Annotated in this window: 19 protein-coding genes and 1 tRNA gene; 15 read left to right on the top strand and 5 right to left on the bottom strand. The window is 71.7% G+C overall.

The window, feature by feature from the left end:
• The first annotated feature begins 404 nt into the window (after positions 1-404).
• The 8 genes from haaT (at position 405) to ACIP5K_RS23155 (ending at position 8127) form a co-directional block, all read left to right on the top strand.
• The gene (gene haaT / locus ACIP5K_RS23120) at positions 405-3191 is read left to right on the top strand and encodes a cyclophane-containing RiPP biosynthesis TPR protein HaaT (RefSeq protein ID WP_401412192.1); all 2787 of its coding nucleotides are present in this window, start codon (positions 405-407) and stop codon (positions 3189-3191) included.
• A 107-nt stretch (positions 3192-3298) separates the two neighbouring features.
• Entirely contained in the window at positions 3299-3490 is a 192-nt protein-coding gene (gene haaA / locus ACIP5K_RS23125) for a HaaA family cyclophane-containing RiPP peptide (RefSeq protein WP_401412194.1), read from the top strand.
• 13 nt (positions 3491-3503) lie between these two features.
• Positions 3504-4658, top strand: a complete 1155-nt coding sequence (locus tag ACIP5K_RS23130) for an FxsB family cyclophane-forming radical SAM/SPASM peptide maturase (RefSeq protein WP_401412196.1) — start codon at positions 3504-3506, stop codon at positions 4656-4658.
• Positions 4659-4732: 74 nt separating this feature from the next.
• A complete protein-coding gene (haaN, locus tag ACIP5K_RS23135; protein ID WP_401412197.1) occupies positions 4733-5206 on the top strand; it encodes a cyclophane-containing RiPP N-acetyltransferase HaaN in 474 nt (157 codons plus the stop codon).
• 1169 nt (positions 5207-6375) lie between these two features.
• Positions 6376-6448, top strand: a tRNA-Arg gene (locus ACIP5K_RS23140).
• Between the two features lie 251 nt (positions 6449-6699).
• Entirely contained in the window at positions 6700-7143 is a 444-nt protein-coding gene (locus ACIP5K_RS23145) for a hypothetical protein (protein WP_401412199.1), read from the top strand.
• A gap of 460 nt (positions 7144-7603) precedes the next feature.
• Positions 7604-7828: a cold-shock protein gene (locus tag ACIP5K_RS23150; protein ID WP_401412200.1), complete on the top strand. Its 225-nt coding sequence runs from the start codon at positions 7604-7606 to the stop codon at positions 7826-7828.
• Positions 7829-7923: 95 nt separating this feature from the next.
• Positions 7924-8127 carry a hypothetical protein gene (locus ACIP5K_RS23155; protein WP_401412202.1) on the top strand — a complete coding sequence of 68 codons (204 nt, stop codon included), beginning with the start codon at positions 7924-7926 and terminating at the stop codon, positions 8125-8127.
• Between the two features lie 213 nt (positions 8128-8340).
• Here ACIP5K_RS23155 and ACIP5K_RS23160 read toward each other — a convergent pair whose 3' ends face one another.
• Entirely contained in the window at positions 8341-10125 is a 1785-nt protein-coding gene (locus ACIP5K_RS23160) for an RNA polymerase sigma factor (RefSeq protein WP_401412203.1), read from the bottom strand.
• Entirely contained in the window at positions 10109-10276 is a 168-nt protein-coding gene (locus ACIP5K_RS23165; RefSeq protein WP_401412205.1) for a hypothetical protein, read from the bottom strand. Before ACIP5K_RS23165 ends, ACIP5K_RS23160 begins: the two co-directional genes overlap by 17 nt.
• Before the next feature lie 238 nt (positions 10277-10514).
• Here ACIP5K_RS23165 and ACIP5K_RS23170 point away from each other — a divergent pair, with 238 nt between their 5' ends.
• Complete coding sequence (locus ACIP5K_RS23170) at positions 10515-11300, top strand: SAM-dependent methyltransferase (RefSeq protein WP_401412302.1); 786 nt, start codon at positions 10515-10517, stop codon at positions 11298-11300.
• Positions 11301-11378: 78 nt separating this feature from the next.
• Here ACIP5K_RS23170 and ACIP5K_RS23175 read toward each other — a convergent pair whose 3' ends face one another.
• Positions 11379-11960: a GNAT family N-acetyltransferase gene (locus ACIP5K_RS23175; RefSeq protein WP_401412206.1), complete on the bottom strand. Its 582-nt coding sequence runs from the start codon at positions 11958-11960 to the stop codon at positions 11379-11381.
• 177 nt (positions 11961-12137) lie between these two features.
• Here ACIP5K_RS23175 and ACIP5K_RS23180 point away from each other — a divergent pair, with 177 nt between their 5' ends.
• Genes ACIP5K_RS23180 through ACIP5K_RS23190 form a run of 3 tightly spaced genes read left to right on the top strand, consistent with a single transcriptional unit; the run spans position 12138 to position 14429 of the window.
• Positions 12138-13061 (top strand): sugar kinase, encoded by a 924-nt coding sequence (locus tag ACIP5K_RS23180; protein ID WP_401412208.1) that lies wholly within the window; start codon positions 12138-12140, stop codon positions 13059-13061.
• Between the two features lie 4 nt (positions 13062-13065).
• Positions 13066-13812 carry an IclR family transcriptional regulator gene (locus tag ACIP5K_RS23185; protein WP_401412210.1) on the top strand — a complete coding sequence of 249 codons (747 nt, stop codon included), beginning with the start codon at positions 13066-13068 and terminating at the stop codon, positions 13810-13812.
• Positions 13800-14429: a bifunctional 4-hydroxy-2-oxoglutarate aldolase/2-dehydro-3-deoxy-phosphogluconate aldolase gene (locus tag ACIP5K_RS23190; protein ID WP_401412211.1), complete on the top strand. Its 630-nt coding sequence runs from the start codon at positions 13800-13802 to the stop codon at positions 14427-14429. The genes ACIP5K_RS23185 and ACIP5K_RS23190 overlap by 13 nt, the downstream gene beginning before the upstream one ends.
• 31 nt (positions 14430-14460) lie before the next feature.
• Here ACIP5K_RS23190 and ACIP5K_RS23195 read toward each other — a convergent pair whose 3' ends face one another.
• Both ACIP5K_RS23195 and ACIP5K_RS23200 read right to left on the bottom strand, forming a co-directional pair.
• Complete coding sequence (locus tag ACIP5K_RS23195) at positions 14461-16284, bottom strand: MFS transporter (RefSeq protein WP_401412212.1); 1824 nt, start codon at positions 16282-16284, stop codon at positions 14461-14463.
• Between the two features lie 138 nt (positions 16285-16422).
• On the bottom strand, positions 16423-19305 hold the full coding sequence (locus ACIP5K_RS23200) for a D-alanyl-D-alanine carboxypeptidase (RefSeq protein WP_401412213.1): 2883 nt from the start codon (positions 19303-19305) through the stop codon (positions 16423-16425).
• Positions 19306-19614: 309 nt separating this feature from the next.
• Between ACIP5K_RS23200 and ACIP5K_RS23205 the strand changes: the two genes are divergently transcribed.
• The 3 genes from ACIP5K_RS23205 (at position 19615) to ACIP5K_RS23215 (ending at position 22004) form a co-directional block, all read left to right on the top strand.
• Positions 19615-20352 (top strand): GPP34 family phosphoprotein, encoded by a 738-nt coding sequence (locus ACIP5K_RS23205; protein WP_401412215.1) that lies wholly within the window; start codon positions 19615-19617, stop codon positions 20350-20352.
• A gap of 356 nt (positions 20353-20708) precedes the next feature.
• Positions 20709-21566, top strand: coding sequence for a helix-turn-helix domain-containing protein (locus tag ACIP5K_RS23210; protein WP_401412216.1), 858 nt, complete (start codon positions 20709-20711; stop codon positions 21564-21566).
• 237 nt (positions 21567-21803) lie between these two features.
• Positions 21804-22004, top strand: coding sequence for a DUF397 domain-containing protein (locus tag ACIP5K_RS23215; RefSeq protein WP_401412218.1), 201 nt, complete (start codon positions 21804-21806; stop codon positions 22002-22004).
• Positions 22005-22038: the final 34 nt, after the last annotated feature.

Genomic DNA, 22038 nt, shown 5'->3' on the forward strand with positions numbered 1-22038 from the left:
CGACCAGTCAGTGAATCAGTTCGCGGACGAGGGCGTCGACCTCGGTCCGCCAGGCCCGCACCTGGTCGTACGTGGGTCCGAGCTACGTCCGAGCTACACAACTGCGGCGGGTGATCACTCTCTGTTCACCACCAGCAGCACCTCCTCTGTCTCTTCCGGCTGACGCCCCGCATGCGGCGTCAGCCCGCCCGATCCACGGGCACATACGAATTGGCTGATAGGGGCCGCTGTATGGCGGGGAGCCGACCTTGACCAGGTTCCGCGAGAGCTGGTCCGCTTGTGCGCGTCGAGGCGTCGGATTCGGGGGTTGCCTTCGTGACCAGATCCACAACGGTTGGGCGATGCCGTGTCACAGGTGACCAGCCAGGGCGCGGCAATTCCTGCTCCGGCAAGGCAACCCGGGCATGAGGCTCCAGCGAGGGATCACGGTCGCCGTCGTGGCCGCCGGCGGAGCCGTGACGACGTTGCTGGTCGGTCTCGTCACGAATGCGGTGTCCGAGTCGGAGTGGCCAGGGTGGCTGGGGTGGTTACAGCACCATGCCTGGTTCTCGTTCGCTGTACTGGGCGGCGCTCTGGTCGGGCTGACCGTGCTTCTTGCGGCGCTGTCGGAATCAGGTACACCGGAACGTCCCGCTGATCCGGCGCCGCGAGCAGGGGAAGGCGCGGAGCCTCCGGATGCCGCGCTCGTGCTGCGGTCTCTGCCACGCGATACCACCGCGTTCACCAATCGGACCGCCGAGCTGGAGGCGTTGGTGCGGTCCGTACAGAACTCGCAGGAGAGTGGCGAAGCGCTGCCTGTGCATGTGATCGACGGAATGCCAGGGGTGGGGAAGACGACGTTCGCCGTGCACGCGGGGCATGTGCTGTCGGAGCGGTTTCCCGACGGCCAGCTCTTCGTGAACCTCAACGGGCACACCACGGGCCGGCCGCCCGTCCAGGCCACCGAGGCGCTGGCCTCCTTGCTGGCGGCGTCCGGAGTGCCGGCGCAGCGGATCCCCGTCGGCGACGATCTGGGTGCGGTCACCGAGGCACGGGCGGCCATGTGGCGGAGCCAGCTCGCGGACAAGAAAGCGCTGCTCATCCTCGACAACGCGACCAGCTACCGGCAGTTGGAGCCCCTGCTCCCCGGCGGAAGCGGCTGTCTCGTGCTGGTGACCAGCCGGAAGCGACTGGCCGCGTACGAAGAGGTGGTCCTGGCGGTGGAGGCGCTCCCACCGGAGCATGCGATCGACTTGTTCGTACGGCTCAGTGGACGGCCGGCGGCCTCACTCGATCGCGACGTCCTGGAACAGCTGGTGGCGCTGTGCGGATACCTGCCACTCGGGGTGTCACTGCTCGCCGCGCGGCTGCGCCATCATCCGTCGTGGGGCGCCGAGGATCTGCGTACCCGCCTGGCCGCGACCCGGGACCGGCCGGGAGAACTCCAGGCCGGGGAACGTGGGGTCGCCGCAACGTTCAACCTGTCCTACCAGGACCTCACACCTGAGCGGCAACACTTCTTCCGGTGTCTCGGCCTCTACCCCGGCACCGACCTCGACGCCTTTTCCGGGGCCGCGCTCGGCTCGGTTTCCGTGGCGGTGGCACGCGAGCGACTCGACGGGCTCTACGACGCCCATCTGATCGATGAGCACCCTGGGAGCCGCTTCCGGCTTCACGATCTCCTACGCGACTACGCCCGCGGTCTCGCCGACGAGGGAGGCACCATGGAAGCCGTTCAGGCCGTTCGACGCGTGTGCACCTACTACCTGGCCACCCTCGCTGTCACGAACCGCCACATCGGCCGCAGTGGCGCGACCTGTCCACCACCTCAGGCGCCTCAGGGCGGCGCCACCGCGGTCGAAACCCCGCCCGTCGAGTCGCGGACAGCGGCCCTGCGCTGGCTGGAGGACGAGCGGGCCAACGTGCTGGCCTCCATTCGGAGGGCGAACGACCTCGGGCTGTACGAGCTGGTGATCCACATGGCTGCGGCGATGGCACCCTTCCTCCGCCAGGCCGGCCCCTGGGACCAGGCCGTCGGCCTCCACCGAACAGCCGCCGAAGCCGCTCGGCGCACTGGAGACCGACGGGCCCTGGCGGACGCGCTGGCCGAGCTCGGAGTCGTACGGCGCTTCATGGCGGCCTACCCCGAGGCCATCGAGGCACTGAACGAGGCGGTGACGGAGTACGAGATGGCCGGGGAGAAACAGGGCAGGGCCGACGCCCTCAACCAGGTGGGCATCGTCTGGTACATGATCGCGGACAACGAAGCATCCGCACGGGCCCAGATCGATTCCCTCGCGCTCTACCGCGAGCTCGGCGACCGGCTCGGCCAGGCGAACGCTCTCGCGGACCTCGGCATGGTGCGCCGGCAGACCAGCCGCTTCGACGCGGCGGTGGAAGCGCAGACCGAAGCGCTGTCGATCTACCGTGAGCTGGGAGACCGATACGGGGAGGCCAACTCCCTGCGGGACCTTGGAATCGTGCACTGCCTCCTGGGCGAGTACCGGCTGGCCGCGCAGCACCATCGTGAGGCGTTCGACATCTACCGGGAGCTCGACGACCGGGCCCACCAGGCGTACGCACTCAACGAGCTCGGAGTGGTGCGGCGCCTGACCGGCGATCTCGCCGAAGCGCGCGAGGCCCACAGCCGGGCACTGGAGTACTTCTCTGAGCTCGGCGAACGGTTCGGGTGCGCGAACAGCATCCGCCACCTCGGGGTGCTGGACCGCATGGACGGGAACGTCACCGAGGCGATCCAGCTGCTGGATGACGCCTTGGGCTCGTACCGCGATCTCGGCAGCCGTAGCGGGGAGGCCGCCTCGCTCGGCGAGCTCGGTGTGGCGCGAGGGGACGCTGGAGAGCGGGACGGTGCCGTCGAGTCGTTCCGGCGGAGTCTGGAGATCCTGCGGGAGCTCAGCGACCGGTGCGGTGAGGCGGAGGTCCTGAACCACTGGGGGGCACTGCTGCGGTCCTCGGGCGACTGGGCCGCCGCACGCGAACTCTTCGGACAGGCGGTGGAGTTGGCCCGGGACATCCGCTGCCCGCTGGAAGAGGCACGGGCCCTGGAGGGGATCGGCCGTTGCGACTGGATGGCCGGCGAGCGGGCGCAGGCCGAGGAATCGCTGCGTGAAGCACTCGATGTGTACCGGCGGTTGGGCGTGGGCGGGGCGGGAGATGCCGTCGAGAGACTACTCGCACCGCGCGCCGGGTGAGCCGGGCACGTGGCCTGATCCGGTATGCCGGCGAAACTGCCGGTGCTGCTACGTTGCGGGCTGGTCTGCTCACTCAGTTGCCGCTGCACTGCCCCGAGGAGCGTCGAATGCCGTCACGCACGCCGGTTCCCGCGCAGGACGTCTCAGCACCCCTCGTCGCGGAACCCGCGCACGGATCGGTCGTCCTGGACCGTGTCGCCGTCCGCGTACGGCAACGGCTGGCAGCCGAGCAGTCCGCGTCCAACCGCGTCGGTGAGGGTGGCCACCAGGCTTCGCTGATCTGGACCCGGCCTCTGTGAGCCCTACCCCGCGATGACACCTCGCGAGGACATCGCTCCCTTCCGGTCGTTCATTCTCAAGGTCGCCAACCGCTGCAACATCGACTGCGACTACTGCTACGTCTTCAACTCCGCGGACCAGGCGTGGCGGCATCTGCCCGCCCGGATGAGTACGGCCGTGGCCCGGGCCGCGGGACGACGGATCGGTGAGCATGCGGCAGCACACGGGCTGCGGGACGTGCATGTCGTGCTGCACGGCGGTGAACCCCTGCTCACTGGCCCCCGGCACATGGCGGACCTGCTCAGCGCCGTACGGGCAGGTGTGCCGGCAGGGGTGGCTATCCGTTTCGAACTGCAGACCAACGGGACCCTTCTCACGAATCAGTGGCTGGACCTCTTCGAGCAGTACGAGGTCGTCGTGGGCGTCAGTCTCGACGGGCCGCCTGCCACGAATGACCGGCATCGGCTCACTCGCACCTCACGGTCGAGCGCCGCCTCGGCCGTCCGCGGAATCGAACTGTTGCGGTCCCGACCGCAGCTGTTCGCGGGGCTGCTCGCCGTCGTCGACCTGGCCAACGATCCGGTCGAGGTCCATGACTACCTGGCATCGTTCGAGCCACCGGTGATCGACTTCGGTCTGCCGCACGGAACGCACGACGAGCCGCCGCCTCGTGACGATCCACGCGTGCCCGAGTACGGGCTGTGGATGAGCCGCGTCTATGACGTCTGGCTCACCCGACCTGAGAATCGGCACAGCGTGCGAATGCTGGAGGACATCGTGGGGCTGATCTCCGGTGTGCGCGGCTCGGTGGAGTCCCTCGGCCTGGCCCCGTCGACGAGCGTCGTGGTGGAGTCGGACGGAACGATCGAGGGCGTGGACACCCTGAGGTCGGTCGAGGAGGGTGCCTCCTGGCTGGGGCACGATGTGTTCGGGCAGTCCTTCGACGAGGTCCTTGACCATCCGAAGCTCCTCCACCGGCGAGGCGGGAAGGCCGCACTCGCCGGACAGTGCCAGAGCTGTCCTCTGGTGGAGGTGTGCGGCGGAGGCTACCTGCCTCACCGCTTCAGTACCGACCACGGCTATCGGAATCCCTCCGTCTACTGCGCAGATCTGGAGTACCTCATTCGGCATGTTCAGGGCTCTCTGCGCCAGCACGGCTGGGCACCGCATACTGTGACGCCCCCGTAGCCACAAGCCGTGCCGTCACAGCAGGATCAGGCGTTGGAACGAGCGAGCGAAGCGAAGAGCGACAGGAGATCTCGGTGACCGTGACTATTCGCCCGGCCGGCAGGAGCGACATCGAGGCTCTGGCCGAACTGATCGAGGAAATCGAGCGGTTCTACGGATCGACCGAGATCCAGCCCCTCGAAGAGCGCCGCTCCCAGGTGGAGGAGGCACTTTTCGGCTCCCCGCCGCTGGCCTCCGCACTCGTGGTCGAGGATGAGGTTGGCGTTCTCGTGGGGCTCGCCGCCTACTCGTTTCTCTGGCCGGCAGCCGGGTCCTCCCACTCCCTGTTCCTGAAAGAGCTGTACGTCCGGGACACCCTCCGCCGCCAGGGCGTTGGCGCCCGGCTCATGGGCGAGCTCCGCGCCCTGGCCGCCGCACGTCCCGGATGCAGCCGGGTCGAATGGATGACGGACCACGACAACTCCGGGGCGCGGGCCTTCTACAAGTCATTGGGGTTCACGGAGTTCGACGGGAAGATCGTCTACCGCGTGGACAGCGACGCGAGGTGAGGGTGGGGCAGTTCCGTGTCGGAAGAATGCTCCGATCGCTGTGACTTCGTCATCGGTCTGGGCTGTGCGTGGCGCCCGACGGGTCCACACCAAGGGCGCGGACAGCGACCTCGTCCCGACTGTCGCGGCAGCACTTTTCTGCTGACACGGTTCTGATCTCGGTTCTGATCTCCCCCACGCAGTGCGCGCACCTTCGCGGAGCCGTCAGCCACCTGCCCGAAGATCTGGTCATCCGCCACGCTGGGGCTGGATTCACTCACCACCGGCCAAGCTCTGGGACTGGTCGATTCGGCACGCCAGGCGGTACGGCGGTGCAAGGATTGCCAGACAGCGCTGCGACGCTCCCCTCTGGCGTCCCGTCCCAACCGGCCATGACCAAAGTCCGGCGGCCTCGCTCATCCCACGCTGTCCGGTGCACTCGAACCTGCGGCGGATGCCTCTTCCGCCTCATCGTTGTAGCCCTCGGAGCCTCGCCGCCTGTAGGAATGCGCCACTGCAAGTGATCGGGCCACAGGATCAGGCGATCACCTGTCGATCGCCGCCGTTCCTGCAAGCAAGGGCATTGGCGCTCAGCCTTTGGTCGGAATGCGGACCCATCTCACGCACGCCACGGATGGAGCACCCCTGGAGGAGCGGGTCCGGAAAGGAATCTCTAGTGATCTTTCACTAGCGACTGAGCTCCATCTCACGCTTGGGTCGGCCGCCTCGCGCGGTCTGTCCAAACGCAGCGCAGATGACACGCAAAACCCACCGCCAGTGCTGGCGCGAATCAAATTGTTGGTGCGAGCCCCTTCGCCAGATCTCGCCGAACGCCGCCCTCGGGGACCGCCTCAAGGGATTCCGCCAAGACAGCGAGTCCACCGACTGCACCCCCGACCACTCCCACCAAGACCAGCGCCTGCCGGCCTATGGCGCCCCCGGAGCCCTGCTCATCTACCTCCGATCGCCCTCTGCACTGTGGGTGAGCCACACAGGTAGGCCGCTGCCTGACTGGCGGCCGGGTAGCTGTCACCGCAGGGCCGGGCGGGCATCCCCCTCGCCTGCGCACCCTCACCCGCTACACTGGCGACGGCGCGCCAGGCCACTGGCGCACCGCTGGATCAGCGGATCGACGTGTCCGGGATTGCGGCTTCCGCCGTAATTTCCTACACATGTTCCGACAGATCCCCGCCTTCGTAGCTCAGGGGATAGAGCACCGCTCTCCTAAAGCGGGTGTCGCAGGTTCGAATCCTGCCGGGGGCACAGCACTGAGGGCCAGTTTCGGAGTCATGATTTCTGAAACTGGCCCTTTGCCATGAATCTACGGTCCCGTGCTCCTTCTGGACCATCGAGCCGAGCGGGTCGACGATCTCGCGATCACGGCGTGTTGCCCTGGGGCGAAGATCGTGAGAGTGGGCATCCACCGTGAGGCCCGCCTTCCTCCTCGCGCCGATCGCCCACCCTCACTCTTCAAGCAGCGCTGTCCGCACCGCTGAGGCGCCTAAGCTCGGCCCATGAACGAGGATTCGCAACTCTTGGCCAACTGCCGAGTCCACGTGGTGCCGACAGTCCTGGCTCTGGCCAACCCGCCCTGGCAACGGGACGTATGGCTGGACACGTCCACGTTCGAAAGCCTGGATCACGTCTTCCACACCCTCTTCGACGACTTCTGTGATGCCGACGAGCCCGAGCGGTTCCTCGGCATCAGCCTCAGGACCGAGGAAGAGGTGACTCTGATGCGCGAGTTGGGCGTTACCCTCAACGCGGCGGCGGCGCAGGCGCCCGACGACACTGACGAACAGCATCTTCAGTCGGCCCAGTGGCCCGAGGTCGTGGCCGTCGCAGGGCGGCTCGCTCGCGTCATGGTCTCCAATGACCTGGGCGAACTCGTCGCGCTGCACGAGCGCGGAGCCTGGAATCAGTCAACCGACCAGGCCGGCAGGGAAGAACCACGCTGAGTGTCCAGCTGCGGTCGGCAGTGGGACGGCATCCCTCGCCATGAGGAGGCCAAGGCTAAGAAGCGCGCGATACGTAGGAAACGCTAGGCCAAGCTGACAGCGCCCGGTGAGGGCAGACTCCCCGCAGGGCAGAAGGAGCGAGGCGCGGCCGCTGAGTGAGCTTCGGCAAGGCGTGACGGTTCGCGGGACGATCACTAGTCATAGACCCTGGGGGCTCACGGCGAGGCTCGACGCGTACGAGCCCGTGGGCGCCTCCCTGGACACGATCCACCGCAGGAACGAGCCCGGGGTGCGGCGGCGCTGCCGGCGGGTGGGGCGGGCGTCGATCTCGTGATCGGTGAGGTGCGCGGAGGGGGGCGGGCCGCGGCTGTGGGGCGGCCTCGCGGCGCCGGGTTCAGCCGACGGCTGGCCTTCCCCGACCCTATGGGCCTGACCAGCGAGAACCCGTACTGTTCGCCCCATGGTGACAGCGACGGTCCGTGAGTGGTGGGACGAGGAGGGGTGGGGAGTGCTCGACTCCTCCGAGACGCCCGGCGGGTGTTGGGGGCACTACTCCGACATCCAGCGACCGGGCTTTCGCACGCTGTCGCCCGGTCAGACGGTGGACCTGAAGTGGGAGGCGCCGGGGTTCCTGCAGGACGGGTACCCGTTCAGGGCGGTCGCCATCGTGCCCCGCACGGCATGACGGCGCGCGGGGAAGGGAGTGGGCCCGCAGACCGGCGGAGCTCTCGCGGTGCCACCGTCCTCTACACGGTCGCGGCGACCTGCGGCGCCCTGGGCGTGCTGCTGCGCGTCCGCGGTCATGTCCGTTCCGCACCCACCCTGTCGGGCTCCGTCTTCGGGTCCGTGTACAGCGGGCCCGACCCCTCCCCCTGGCGGTTCTGGTCGCCGGACGTGCCCGAGGCACGGCTCGGGATGTATCTGATCGTGGCGGCGGTGGCGCTCGCCGTCGTGGCGCGGCTGGTCGCCGTCTGGCGGGACTAGGGCCTGTCCGGCGGATCTTGTCGCGGGCGCGGGGTCTGGCACGCCGACCTGCGGCGTTGTCGTCGGTTGCCAACGCTCCGCGTTGACGCCCTCCTCCGCCTTGCATCCCGACGCACCAGACCCCGCTCACCAGCACAGAAATACGCGGGCCACCCGACTACGACCTGATCCGCCGGACACGCCCTAGGCGGCAGCCGCGGCACGCGGCACGCTTCAGTGCCGCGGGCCGCGCGGCGAGGTGGGCACGGTCGGCAGGCGTCCGCCCAGCATGTACCTGTAGCCGGGTAGGCGGTGCAGGTGGCCCTCCCGCACGAGCACGGCGAGGAGCAGCTCGGTGCGCACCGGGTCCATGTCCGGCAGGGAGCCCGCCAGTTGGGACGCGGTGACGGGGCCGCTCGGGGCCCGGCACACCGCCTCCAGGACGCGCAGCGAATCCCGGACCGACCGCCGCGCTGACTCCCCCTCCACCGCCCGCTTCGGCACCGCCCTGGAGAGCGCCGCCTTGGAGAGCGCCGTCGCCGTCCCCGTGGAGAACGCCTCCCGCACCGCCCCCGCGCGATTCAGCATCAGGTCCATCCCCGTGAACTCGGTGAGGACGGCCGCCGTACGCTCCGGAGCCCACGGCAGCCCGTCGCCGGAGCGGTCGGCGAGGCGATGGCCCCCTCCCGTGCCCCCGCCGTGTCCCGAGCCCCCGCCGCGCGCCAGGCCCAGGTCCTCGATCGTCACGGTCCGGCCCAGCCGCTCCGTGAACAGCGCCGCCAGCACGCCCGGCACCGGGGCGCGCGGGACCTCTCCCTGGTCCAGCCAGCGCCGGACCCGCGAGGTGTCCGTCGCGAGCCGCGGGTGGCCCAGAGCCGCCGCCCGGCGGTTGATCAGGACGGCCAGTTCGCCCCTGGCCCAGCCGGACCGGGCGAGGACGTCGGCGAGACGGGTGTTGGCGGCGGGGTGGGGGCCGCGGGATGGGGCCGGCGCCGCCGTCACGCGGACCGTGCGGCCCAGGGCCGTCCGCAGGTGCGCGGCGAGCTGTTCCGCGCCCCGCGCGACCGCGTCGGGGTCCAGCTCCCGGGGCGCCGTGAACACGATCGAATCGCGGGTGAGGGTACGGGCGTGGAAGGGCAGGCCCAGTTCTCCCGTCGCCCTCGACCAGGCCCGCCGCGTGCGCCACAGCGCGATCCGGCGGCCGAGCGCCGTCGCCGCGAGGGCGTCGGCCGGAAAGCGCCGTCCGGGCCGGGCCGTGGTGCCGTACGCGGCCGCCAGGAGCAGCGACACCGCGAGCGTGGGGGCGAGCAGCGGCCAGCGGTCGCACAGGGCCTGGAGGTCGACCCCCGTGCCGGGGGACCGGGCCGGGCCGGTACGTCGCCGGTGGCCCCCGAGGTGCCGTCCGGCCGCCGCCCACGCGATGCCGGCCACCAGCACCGCGGTGAGGCCCGCGCGCAGCAGCGCCATGCCGCGCGAGACGTGGGTGGCCACGGTGCCCGGGGACCTGTCCATCAGGGCCGCCGTCTCCGCCTGGGTGCGGCCCATCGCCTTCGTCGTCCACACGGCGGTGCGCTGCGACGGCGTCAGCCTCGCCATGGCCTGTTGCAGGGCGCAGCGGTTCACGACCAGGGTGGAGAAGTCGGCGACCCGCACCGGGTCGCGGCGCAGGGGGTCCGCGGCGCGGACGGCGTCCAGCCGGCGCCGGTTCGCCTGTCGGCGGGCCCGGCCGGCCGCGTCGGTGCGGATCAGCCGGTGCAGGTAGGCGGACGGGTGGCGGATGACCGAGGGGTTCCGCAGCGCCTTGTCGAAGGCGTCCTGCACGAGGTCCTCGGCCGAGGCGACCGACTCGGGCACCCCGTGGGCGGCGAGCGACCTGCGCGCCGCCACCAGGAACGCGCCCCGGTGACTCGCATAGAGCGCCCCCAGCGCGGCGGCCGTCGTCCCCTCCTCGGGCACGGGATTCCGCTCGGGCACGGAGTACCGCTCGGGTACGGGATTCCGCTCAGGCACGTCCCTCACGCCCGCTCCCGCCCTCGTGCCGCGGGCGCCGGGCCCGGATGACCTCGGCCCTGGCCAGGGCCCGATTGCGGTACGCGACGCTGTCGAGCCAGTCCTTGACCGCGGGGGTCAGCGGGGCCATGACGGTGAGGAGTGCGGCTGCCAGCTCCAACGTTCAACCTCCTTGAATGTGCCGGGCGTTCAGAGAGGAGAGGGCCGAGCACGCCGTTCTCTTGACGTACCCGACGACGAACCGGCCGACGTACCGACCGGCGAACCGGCCGACGTACCGGCCGACGTACCGGTCGGGATTCTGCCGCGCACCCAACTCCGCATCCGCACCTGACCAGTTGATGTGCGAAGCTGTCCGCATCTGATCGCGGAGGGAGCTCACCGTGCGGCAGGACGACATGCGGGCCGGGGTGATCGACACCAGCAGGCCGCACCCTGCTCGGATCTACGACTACCTGCTGGGCGGCAAGAACAACTACGACGTGGACCGGCAGGCCGGCGAGGACCTCATCGCCGTGGCGCCCGAGGCGCGCGACGGGGTGCGGGCCAACCGGGCGTTCATGGAGCGCGCCGTGCGGTTCGCCGTCGGCCAGGGGGTGCGCCAGGTCCTGGACATCGGGACGGGGCTGCCGACCACGCCGAACGTGCACGAGATCGCGGAGTCGGTCGCCGCCGGGGGCGTGCGCGTCGCGTACGTCGACAACGATCCGATCGTGAAGGCGCACGGAGACGCCCTGCTCAGCCGCACCGGCTCGACGGGCATCGTCCTGGGCGACGTACGGGATCCGGGGAGCATCACCGGGCATCCCGACGTGCGGCGGCTGATCGACTTCGACGAGCCGGTGGTGCTGCTGCTCGTCGCGGTGCTGCACTTCCTCGCCGACGCCGACGAGCCGGAGCGCGTCGCCGCCGAGCTGCGCGACGCGCTGCCCGCCGGGAGCTATCTGGTGCTCTCGCACGCCACGGGCGACTTCGCCGACCGCAGGAACGCCGAGGCCGGCTACAGCAGCAAGGCCTCCGCCTCGCTGAACCTGCGGGCGAAGGAGCGGGTGGAGCGGTTCTTCGCGGGGTTCGAGCTGGTCGAGCCCGGTCTCGCGCAGATCTCCTACTGGCGGCCCGACTCCCCGCCGCCCGCGGACGCGGCGCGGATCGGGTTCTACGGAGGCGTGGGCCGCAAGGCCTGAGCCCCGGAACCGGCCCCGGAACCGGCCCCGGCCCGCCGCTCAGATCCGCCGCTCAGGCCCGCCGCTCAGACCCGCCGCTCAGGTCTGCTGGATGCGGACGTGGACGTGCATGTCGTGCCAGCCGTCGGGGTGCAGGGCGGAGCTGCGCCGGGTGCCCTCCAGCGGGTAGCCGGCCTTCTCCGCGACCCGGCACGAGGGCTCGTTGCCGGTGGAGTGCTCCAGGTCGACGCGGTGGAATCCGGCCGCCAGCGCCCAGTCCGTCATCGCGGTCAGCGCCCTGGGCGCCACACCGAGGCCCCGGGCGTCCGCGAGGACCCAGTAGCCGACCTCGGCGGTCCCTTCCTCCAGGTCCATCAGCCGCAGCGCCATCCGGCCGAGCGGCGCTCCGTCGGCGGCCCGGACCACCAGCCACTGGGCGCCGGTCTCCTTCAGCCAGTCCTCGCGCACCGACTCCACCCACTGCGCCGCCTCCTCCGTGGAGTCCATCGAGCGAAGGTGCCAGTACTGGAGCACCGGGTCCTGGAAGGCGGCGTGCACGGCGGCCGCGTCGCCGGGGACGAAGGGGCGCAGGGCGAGTTCGCCGTCGGCCGTGCGCAGGGTCGGCTGCGGGGTGCGGGAGAAGGTGCCCGGCGCGATGGCGGGCTGGATCAGCAGGGGCATGGGCGCAGCCTGCCGGGTGGGGCGGGCGGCCGCATCCGGTTTCCGGGACGAGCGGCGACGGCCGGGGGGCTGTTGCAGCATGTGCACGCCCGTTGCGGAGCGGCTGTTAGCGTCGGGCGGAGCGAGCCCGCAGCCCGGGCCCCGCAGCCCCCGCACGTCACAGGACAGGAGCCGACCGTGCCGCCCCCGCACCGCCCCGAGGTGATCTGCCTCGGCGAGACCATGGCGCAGCTGACCCCGGCCGACGGTGCGGGTCTGGAGCACAGTCGGCAGGTGCGGCTCGCGGTCGCGGGCGCCGAGTCGACCGTGGCGCAGTACCTCGCCGACCTGGGACACCGCGCGGCCTGGGCGAGCCGGGTCGGCGACGATCCGTTCGGGCGGCGGATCGTCGCGGCGGTCGCGGGCCGCGGTGTGGACGTCGGGCAGGTGTCCGTCGACGAGGACGCCCCGACCGGTGTCTACTTCAAGGATCCCGGCCCGGACGGCACCACCCGCGTCCACTACTACCGGCGCGGCTCGGCCGCCTCCCGGATGACGGCCGCCGACGCGGAGCGGATCGCCCTGGACGGCGTACGGCTCGTGCACCTGACCGGGATCACGCCGGCCCTGTCCGCGGGCTGCGCCGAGGCCGTGCGCGTCCTCGCCGAGCGGGCCGCCGCGCACGGCGCCCTGTTCTCCTTCGACGTCAACTACCGGCCCGGCCTGTGGAGTGCGAAGGCGGTCGCGGCGCGGACGCTGCTCGGCCTGGCCCGGCGCGCGGACCTGGTGCTCGTCGGGCGCGACGAGGGCGAGGCGCTGTGGGGTCCCGCCACCGCCGACGCCCTGCACGCGTGGCTCGCGCCGCGCGGCACGCTCGTGGTGAAGGACGGCGCGGTCGGCGCGACCGCGTTCGCCCCGGGGGTACGGGAGTTCGTGGCCGCGCCCGCCGTCGAGGTCGTCGAGGCGGTCGGCGCGGGGGACGCCTTCGCGGCCGGATATCTGGGCGGGCTGCTCGCCGGGGCGGCGCAGGCCGACCGGCTCGCCCTCGGCCACCGGCTCGCCGCACGCACCCTGCGCAGCATCGAGGACTACGTCCCCGCGAGCGCCGAAGAGAGCCGGTGAGCCCGTGTCCCAGACCGTTCGGCGGGCCGTCGACATCCTGGAGTACGTCGCCCGCAGCCCGCGCACCCAGACCGAGGTCGGCGACCACCTGGGCGTGCACCGCTCGACGGCGCTGCGCATCCTGGAGTCGCTCACCGCGGGCGGCCTCGCGCGCCGGCTGCCCGACGGGCGGTACGCGGTCGGATACCGGCTCGCCGGACTCGCCCACCTGGCCCGGGAGCAGTTCGGCCTGCGGGACGTCGCCGCCGGGCCGCTGCGGGCCCTCGGTGCGGCGTGCGGGCACACCGTGCACCTGGCCGCGCTGGAGGACGAGCGGATCGTCTACGCCGACAAGGCCGACCCCGAGGACGGGCCGCGGCTGTATGCGGAGATCGGGCGGCCCGTGCCGCTGCACACCGCCGGCGCCGCCAAGGCGATCCTCGCCCACCTGCCGTCCGAGCGGGCCGAACCGCTGCTGGCCGACTGCGACTTCGCGCCGCGCACCGGCACCACCCTGACCGATCCGGCCGGTTACCGGGCCGCCCTCGCCACCGTGCGGGCCCGCGGCTTCGCCGTCGACGACGGCGAGTACGAGTCCTTCGTGAACTGTGTCGCCGTCCCCGTGCGGGACTGCGGCGGCGAGGTCGTCGCGGCGGTGTCGGTGACCGCGCTCAAGGCGCGGGCCGGCCTCGACGCGCTGATCCGTGACGTCCTGCCCGATCTGCTGACCACCGCCGAGACGATCTCCAAGGAGCTGGGATGGCGACCGTGAAAACCGACGAGAACCCCGCCGCGACCACCTTCGACACGCTGTTCGCCGGGGTGCCGGTGATGGCGATCCTGCGCGGGATGTCCGCCGAGAGGTCGGTGGAGCTGGCCGTGCGGGCCTGGGACCTGGGCATCGAGTGCGTCGAGGTGCCGGTGCAGAGCGCCGGGGCCGCGCGGGTGCTGGAGGCGGTGGCCGCCGCCGGTGCCGAGCGGGGGAAGCCGGTGGGGGCCGGGACCGTCACCAGCGCCGAGCGGCTGGGGTGGGCGGTGGCGGCGGGGGCGGCGTTCACGGTGGCGCCGGGGCTGAACGCGGCCGTGGTGCGGGCCAGCGCGACCGCCGGGCTGCCGCATCTGCCCGGCGTGGCGACGCCCACCGACGTGCAGGCCGCGCGGGGGCTCGGACTCGACTGGCTGAAGGCGTTCCCGGCGAGTGTGCTGGGGGTGGAGTGGTTCCGCGCGATGCGGGGGCCGTTCCCCGAGGTGCCGTTCGTGGCGACCGGGGGGATGGACGCCGGGAACGCCGCCGCCTATCTGGCGGCGGGCGCCCGGGTCGTCGCCGTCGGGTCGGCCCTGGAGGACCCCGCCCAGCTCCCCCGCCTCGCCGAGCTGCTGCGCCGCTGAGGCGGGGCCGCGGCCGGCGCCGGGCGGACGGTCAGCGGAGCTCCTCGGGGCACGGGGTGCCCCGGGACCACTGGTAGGGGGCCGCCAGGTGGTAGGTGCCGGGCTTCGGGGCGAGGAGGACGGTCCACTGGTCGCCGGAGTCGTCCTTGTCGGTCTCCATCAGGCACCCGTGCACGTTGTCGAACGCCCGAGGCAGGCTGTCGTCCCGCTCCCGCGCCCGCTTCGACGCGCCGGTCTCCTGGGGCGTGCCGAGACTCTTGCCGTCGGCGTCGACGACGGACAGCCACGGCGAGTACGGGATCCGGATCAGCACCCGCCCGGGCTGCGTCACCTCGATGGTCAGCTCCCCCTGCTCGGCGGCGTCGACCATGGCGTGCGGCTCGGCGAGCGGTGTCGGGTCGGTGACGGAGAACAGCTGCCAGTTCGCGTCGCCCCACACCTGCTTGAGATACGGCAGCCCGCGCTGCACCAGCTCCCGCTCCCGCTCGCCGCCCGAGCCGTCGGGCTCGCCCTTGGGCAGCACCACGTAGTGCACGGCCCAGCGCTTCAGCCATTCGTGATAGTTCGCGGAGTTGAGGGTGTCGTCGTAGAAGAGCGGGTTGCGGTCCATGTCGGCCTGCCGGTTCCAGCCGCGGGCCAGGTTCACGTACGGCGCGAGCGCGGACGCCTCCCGGTGCGAGCGGGCGGGCACGACCTCGACGCGGCCGCGCTCGGCGCTGACCTCCTGGAGTTCGTTGACGAGCGGCGCCAGCTCGCGGGCCCAGGAGGCGGCGGGGGTGGTGTGCACGACGTCGTCGACGGACTTGAAGCCGATCCACACGTTGAAGCCGACGAACGCGATGACGGTGACGTACCACTTGCGGGAGCGCGGCACCGTGAACGGCAGCGCGGCGAGCAGCGCGACGCCCGCGAACAGCATGGGCAGCCGCGTGATGTTGGAGCCGATCTGCGAGCTGATCAGCCACACCAGCAGCACGGCGAGGGTGTAGACGGCGGACGTGATCCGGACCGTCAGCCATTCCTTCGGTACGAGGGCGTAGGTGAGGACGCCGTAGACCATGGGCAGCAGCGCCGACCAGAACGACATCGGCTGCGTCCCCGAGAACGGGAACAGCCACGCCGAGAGGCCGACCACGACGGCGGGCGCGAGGCCGAGCGCGTACGCTCCGGGCCGTCTCTTCTGGAGGAACAGCGCCACGGCGACGAGCCCCACGAAGAGCCCGGCGACCGGCGAACAGGCGGTCGCGATGCCGGCCAGCGGCGCGGCGACGCCGGCCTTGGCCCAGCGCCTGTAGCGCCAGCGGTGGGGCCAGCAGAAGACGGCGGCGACGGCGCCGAGCCCGAACATCATGCCGAGCCCGAAGGTGACGCGGCCCGACGCGGCGTTGCACAGCAGCGCGAAGACCCCGGCGAGCGCGGGCCACAGCGGCCGGGCGACGGCGCGGGTGCGGATCAGCAGGAGGGTGAGCAGGGCGGCGGAGAGCGTGCCCGCGATCATCATGGTGGTCCGCACGCCGAGCACGGACATCAGATAGGGCGACACCACGCTGTACGAGACCGGGTGCATGCCGCCGTACCAGGCGAGGTTGTACGCGGAGTCGGGGTGCCGGCCCACGAACTCGGCCCAGGCGTCCTGGGCCGCGAGGTCGCCGCCGCTGTTCGCGAACGTGAAGAACCAGATGAGGTGGAGGATCCCGGCGGTCGCCGTGGCGACCAGCACGGGGTGGCGTGCGGCGCGCCGTGCCGACGCGGCCCAGAAGGTGTCGCGTGTGCGCTGCGCGGGCCGTATTCGTACGCGCTCCGAGCCCGGCTCCGCGTCCGCGTCGTCGGCGCGCGTCGGCTCCGCTGTGGCCACTGCTGACTCTCCCCGTACGTACCGTTGTGACGAACGACCGGAGGGAACGTCCCGAACGCCCCGGTCTCGCGACGCTAGCACGGCGCCCGCGCCCGGGCGCCGCGGGAGGCCGGTGGGCACCGGCCTCCCGCGCGGGCCTCAGCCGATGCGCTTGATCTTCGCTCCGAAGCCGGGCTCGGCGAGGTCGCTCTGGAGCGCGACGGGCACCTCGACGGCCCCGCCCTCCCCGTCGCCCACCTTGAGCACGCCGACCGGGGTGCCCGCCTTCGCGGTGTGCGGAACGGTTTTTCCGCTCTGGTCGGCGATCTCCAGCCGGACGGTCTTGCCGGCCCAGCCGACGGCGGTGACGTTCTTGGTCAGCACCACCGGGGTGTGCCCGCCGAGGCCGTCGTCCACGTATCCGACGACGTCGCCCTTCTTGAGGATGGTCGCCGACTTCAGGGCGTCCTGGGCGCCGATCATCGCGGTCTTGCTGACCGCGTTGACGGTGTCGATGATCGGCGACCGGTGCTGGCCGAGGATCGCGCCGACGACGGTGACGGTCTCGCCGCCGACCTCCTTGGTGGCCGCGAACAGCAGGTTGCCGCCCGCCTTCGTCGTGGTGCCCGTCTTGATGCCGATGGCGCCGTCGTAGGGGACGAGCCGGTTGTAGTTGGTCCACTTCTTGCCCGACGGGTCCTTCCACACCGGCAGCTTGGTGATGTCCGTCAGGGCCTTGATCTGCACCAGTTCGTTGCCGAGCTTCACCTGGTCCTCGGCGGTGGAGACGGTGGTCTCCTTCAGGCCCGAGGGGTCGGTGTACGTGGTGTTCTTCATGCCGAGCTTCTTGGCGGTGGCGTTCATCTTCTTGACGAACGCCTCCTCGGAACCGGCGTCCCAGCGCGCGAGCAGCCGCGCGATGTTGTTGGCCGACGGGATCATGACGGCGGACAGCGCGTCCTGCTCGGTGAGCTTGTCGCCCTCCTTGACCGTGTTCAGCGTCGACTCGTTCTGCCCGTCGGCGTCGTAGCCGCCCTCCTTCTCGGCGGTCTTGTCGACGGTGATCTCGGGGCCGCCCGTGCCCGCCTTCAGGGGGTGGTCGCGCAGGATGATGTACGCGGTCATGGACTTGGCGACCGAGCCGATCGGGACCGGCGTCTGCTTGCCGAAGTCGTCCATGGTGCCGATGCCCTGGACGTCCATCCAGCCCTGGCCCTCGGACGGCCACGGCAGCTTCGTGCTGTCGCCGTCGAAGGAGTACGAGTCGTCGGCGGTCAGGGCGAGCGTCGGGGTCGGCAGCGGGCGGACGGCCTGCACGATCGCGAACGCGACGATCAGGAGCAGGACGATCGGCGTCCACACCTTGACCCGGCGCACCGCGGTGCGGACGCGGGTCTCCGGCGGGGGCGGGGTGTTGGTCAGTTCGGCGAGCAGGTCCAGCGGCGGCTTCGGCGGCAGCGGCTGCTGACGGGTCCGCTCCGGCTCGGCGACCGCGGGCGTCTCCGCCTTCGCGGCGCCCGCGCCGGTGGCCCCGTCGAGCGGCTTCAGCGGCACGAACCGGCTGGTCCGCTCGGCCTCGCTCTCGCCCTTGCTCCCGGGCTTCCCGGCGGCGGGGGACTTCAGCGAGGTGGTCGGCTGGTCGACCGGCGGCGGTACGGCCTTGAACACGGAGGTCGGCTGATCGACGGCCGCCCGCCCGCCGTCGGCGCCGGGCCTGTCCTTCTGCTCGGCCTCGTCGGCGGCCTTCGCCTTCGCGGGCTTCGCGTCGGCGGGGGCCGCGTCGTCCGCGCCCTTCGCCCAGGCGGGCTTCGAGCCCCGCCCCTTGGCCCCGACGCCACCGGCCCCGGCGGCCGCCGCCCCGGCCCCCCTCGGATCGACGGGCCCCCCCTCCACACGGCCACCACCACCGGGCTTCGCACCGGCGGGCTTGGCGTCCGAGGGCTCCGCACCGGCGGACTCGGCGCCCGCAGGCTCGTCGACCCCGGCCTTCACACCGGCGGGCGTGGCGTCTGCGGGCGTGGCGCCCGACGGCTCGTCGCCCGAGGGCTTCGCACCAGCGGGCTTAGTGTTCGCGGTACTCGCACCGGCGGACTCGGCGCCCCCAGGCCCGTCGACCCCGGCCTTTGCACCAGCGGGCTCACCGCCCAAGGGCTTCGCACCGGCGGGCGTGGCATCTGCGGGCTTGGCGTCCGAGGGCTCGTCGGCCCCGGCCTTCGCACCCGCGGGCGCGGCGTCTGCGGGCTTGGCGCCCGCGGGCCCGTCGCCCCTGGTCTTCGCGCCGGCGGACTCGGCGCCCGCAGGCTCGTCGACCCCGGCCCTCGCACCGGCGGCCCCGGCTCCGACGGACCCCGCGCCCGCGCTCGCGGCACCAGCGCCCGTGGCCGCGGCATCGGCGGCTCGCGGGTCGGCAGACTTGCCGCCCGTGGACTTGGCGTCCGCCACCTTTGCGTCCGGAACCTTTGCTTCCGTGTCCTTCGAGTCGGCCGACTCGCTGCCCCCGGGCTTCACAGCGGCATCCTCGGCGTCCTCGGCGAGAGGCTCGGCGCTCCTCGCCTCGTCGGCCTTCGCGTCGGCGCTCCTGGCCACCGCCTCGGCGGCAGCGACCTTGGCCGCGGCCGCATCGGCCGCCGCCTCCGCCGCACCGGACGAGGCGTCCTCCCGGGCGCCGGCCCCGGCGCCGGACGGCTCGGCATCGGCATCGGCATCGGCAGGCCCATCGGCCGAACCCGCACCGCCAGAACCCTTGCCACCTCCGGACCCGGCAGCGGCCCGCGCCGCGACCGCCCCGCCGTCCCCGGCGGGCTCGCCGTCGGACGGCTCCTCGGAACCGTCACCCGGACCGGTACCGCCGCCGTTCACCCACGCGGCCACGGCGGCGCGCAGCCGCGCGTCGCCGGGCTCGGCCGGCCCGGAACCGGTCCCGGGGGCCGGCCCCGCCTCCGGGTCCGCACCGGCCCGCTCGCCGGCCGGGGCACCGGATCCGGAACCGGACCCCGTCCCCGCCGCGTCACGGACCGAGAAGACCGCCGTAGCGCGATCCACGTCCGGGCCCGTCTCCCGCGCCACCGCAAGGCGCGGATCGCGCTCCTGCGAGCCCGGGCCTCCCGACGCCTGCTGCTCTCCCGACCTGTCGGGGGTCCCCGCCACCGATGCCTCCTCGACCGCTAACCACTAGACGCCGACGCAAACCAGCGCTGTCCGAACCATGTACCAGTGTCCTGTGTGGGGGCTTCACCCTCGTGGTAGACGAGAACGACATACCTACTGGTTCCCGCCCAAAGCCCCCACGCACTCTCGACAGACCAATGTGAGAGGGGTCACCCTGTCATTCATCCACGCGGGGAGGCATGGATGGGCAGGAGCCGCAGAACCATTCCGGAGGAGCTTCTGCTGCTCGCTCTGGACCCGGCCACGGGTACCACAGCGCAGCCGCAGTCGCTCGACCTAGGTCTGGCCGGAGCACAGCTAGTAGAGCTGGCGCTGGCCGGACGGATAGCCCCAGACGGGGATCGTATCGCCGTGGTGGCACCACGGCCGACCGGAGATCCGACTCTGGACTGCGCGTTGGAGTTGCTGCGAAGGCGTGGCGCTCCCGTGCGGGCAGTCCACTGGATTGGCGGGCCACGACTGGGGCTCCGCCAGACCTACCTCTCGCACCTGGAGCGGTGCGGCATGGTGCATGCCGTGGCCGGCCAGATGTGCGGGGTACTGCCGACGACTCGCTACCAGGCGACGGACACGGCGATCAGCCGGGAGATCAGGTCCCGGCTGGACAGTGCGATCCGTACCGGCGTCCCGCCGGACCCACGGACCGCGGCGCTCGCCGCACTGGCCCACGCGGTCGGACTCGGCAAGCACCTGTACCCGGGGAACGAGGGACGATCGTCCCGCTCCCGGCTGCGGGACCTGATCAGGCACGACCCGATGGGCGGCCTCGTGGCGCACGCCGTGATGGACGTCCAGAACGGGGTGGCCGCGCAGCCACGCCGGTCGCCCGCCGCTCCGGCGGGCCGGGGCGCACCGGAGCCCGCGAGGGGCGTTCCGATGCAGCAGCACCACGGTTCCATGGCACGCGTGGCGGCCCACTGAGGAGACTCGGGGGCCGACGGCACAGCACCACACGTGCCCCGCGCACCACGGACACCCGCCGTACCGGAACGTACCGAACGCAGTGAACGTACCGAGCGCACCAACCGCACCAGCGCCGCACCGCAGTCCCCAAGACCCGGTTCGGGAGCCGCTGTACCGCGCGGGGTGATGCTCCGGACGTCCGACCTCCGCCCTGCGGAGCGGACCCCGGGGCATCGCCCCGCGCGGTCGCGTTCCGGTTGCGTGCCCCGTACATATCCGCTGTTTGGCAGCGCTGACGGCGCGTTGGTGGCAATCTGCTGAGCAGCAGATACGCAACGTACAAAAAAATGCACGCAGCCGGAGGTGCACGTCCCGTGGCGTCCAACGTCAATCCCACCGTCAGGCGACGCCGGTTGGGCCAGGAGCTGCGGAGGCTCCGGGAGCTCAAGGGCATGACCGCCGAAGAGGTCGCCGAGCGCCTGCTGGTGTCGCAGTCGAAGATCAGCCGCCTGGAGAACGGGCGGCGCAGCATCAGCCAGCGCGACGTGCGCGACCTGTGCGGGGTCTACGAGGTCGAGGACCACCGCATCGTGGACTCGCTGATGCAGATGGCCAAGGACTCGCGCCAGCAGGGCTGGTGGCACTCCTTCGGCGACATCCCGTACAGCGTCTACATCGGCCTGGAGACCGACGCGGCGAGCCTGCGCGTCTACGACCCCCAGGTCGTCCCCGGCCTGCTCCAGACCCGCGGCTACGCGGAGTCGCTCATCAACGGCGCGCTGCCGGAGACCACGCCGTCGGACATCGACAAGCGCGTGCAGGTCCGCATGCGGCGTCAGGAGCGCATCCAGGCGCCCGAGAACCCGCTGCGCCTGTGGACGGTGCTGGACGAGGCGGCGCTGCGGCGCACCGTCGGCGGCCGGGGCATCATGCGCGAGCAGCTGGAGCACCTGGTCGAGCAGTCGCAGCTGCCGCACGTGACGGTGCAGGTGATCCCGTTCGAGATGGGCGCGCACCCCGGGCTCAACGGGCAGTACGCGATCCTGGAGTTCCCCGACGCGGCGGACTCCAGCGTCGTCTACATCGAGGGCGTCACCAGCGACCTGTACCTGGAGAAGGCCAACGACGTACAGAAATACAGTGTCATGTACGAGCATCTGCGGGCCCAGGCGCTGAACGTGGACCAGTCGCGGCAGTTCATCTCGGAGATCGCCAAGGAGTACGCCCGCTGACGCCCCGCGGCGGCCTCGCGAAACGCGACGGCGCGGCACGGTACACCTTCGTCTCCGGCTAACGGAAGACCCCGGTGGAATATGCCATCCGGTCGAGTGAATGCCCGCTTCATGCGGGCGAGTTGGCGAGTAGCGTCGATCACGCCATCAGGACACCACTGTTGGCGAGAACCGCTCTGGATCTCAGGGCGGGACGTCATTCGGCCACTGGTCGATCACTGCTGAACCGGAGCGAACATGGCAATCCAGCAAGGCGCCACGGAATCCTGGATCAAGTCCTCGTATTCCACGGGCAACGGCGCGTGCGTCGAGGTCAAGTCTCCCGTCGCGCACGCGATCGCGGTGCGCGACTCGAAGGTCCTGGAAGGGCCCTCGATCGGCTTCGCACCCGATTCGTGGACCGCGTTCGTGCAGGAAGTGAGCACGAGCACGTTCTGACCGGACCGAGAGGTCCGCGGCACCACCGGTGCCG

The organism is Streptomyces sp. NPDC088785 (genome assembly GCF_044750685.1).
Classification (GTDB): Bacteria; Actinomycetota; Actinomycetes; order Streptomycetales; family Streptomycetaceae; genus Streptomyces.

Bases quoted from the DNA above. Each gene is read 5' to 3' on its own strand.
- haaT (WP_401412192.1), top strand. From the start codon at position 405: ATGAGGCTCCAGCGAGGGATCACGGTCGCCGTCGTGGCCGCCGGCGGA.
- haaA (WP_401412194.1), top strand. From the start codon at position 3,299: ATGCCGTCACGCACGCCGGTTCCCGCGCAGGACGTCTCAGCACCCCTC.
- ACIP5K_RS23130 (WP_401412196.1), top strand. From the start codon at position 3,504: ATGACACCTCGCGAGGACATCGCTCCCTTCCGGTCGTTCATTCTCAAG.
- ACIP5K_RS23145 (WP_401412199.1), top strand. From the start codon at position 6,700: ATGAACGAGGATTCGCAACTCTTGGCCAACTGCCGAGTCCACGTGGTG.
- ACIP5K_RS23150 (WP_401412200.1), top strand. From the start codon at position 7,604: ATGGTGACAGCGACGGTCCGTGAGTGGTGGGACGAGGAGGGGTGGGGA.
- ACIP5K_RS23170 (WP_401412302.1), top strand. From the start codon at position 10,515: ATGCGGGCCGGGGTGATCGACACCAGCAGGCCGCACCCTGCTCGGATC.
- ACIP5K_RS23175 (WP_401412206.1), bottom strand. From the start codon at position 11,960: ATGCCCCTGCTGATCCAGCCCGCCATCGCGCCGGGCACCTTCTCCCGC.
- ACIP5K_RS23190 (WP_401412211.1), top strand. From the start codon at position 13,800: ATGGCGACCGTGAAAACCGACGAGAACCCCGCCGCGACCACCTTCGAC.
- ACIP5K_RS23205 (WP_401412215.1), top strand. From the start codon at position 19,615: ATGGGCAGGAGCCGCAGAACCATTCCGGAGGAGCTTCTGCTGCTCGCT.
- ACIP5K_RS23215 (WP_401412218.1), top strand. From the start codon at position 21,804: ATGGCAATCCAGCAAGGCGCCACGGAATCCTGGATCAAGTCCTCGTAT.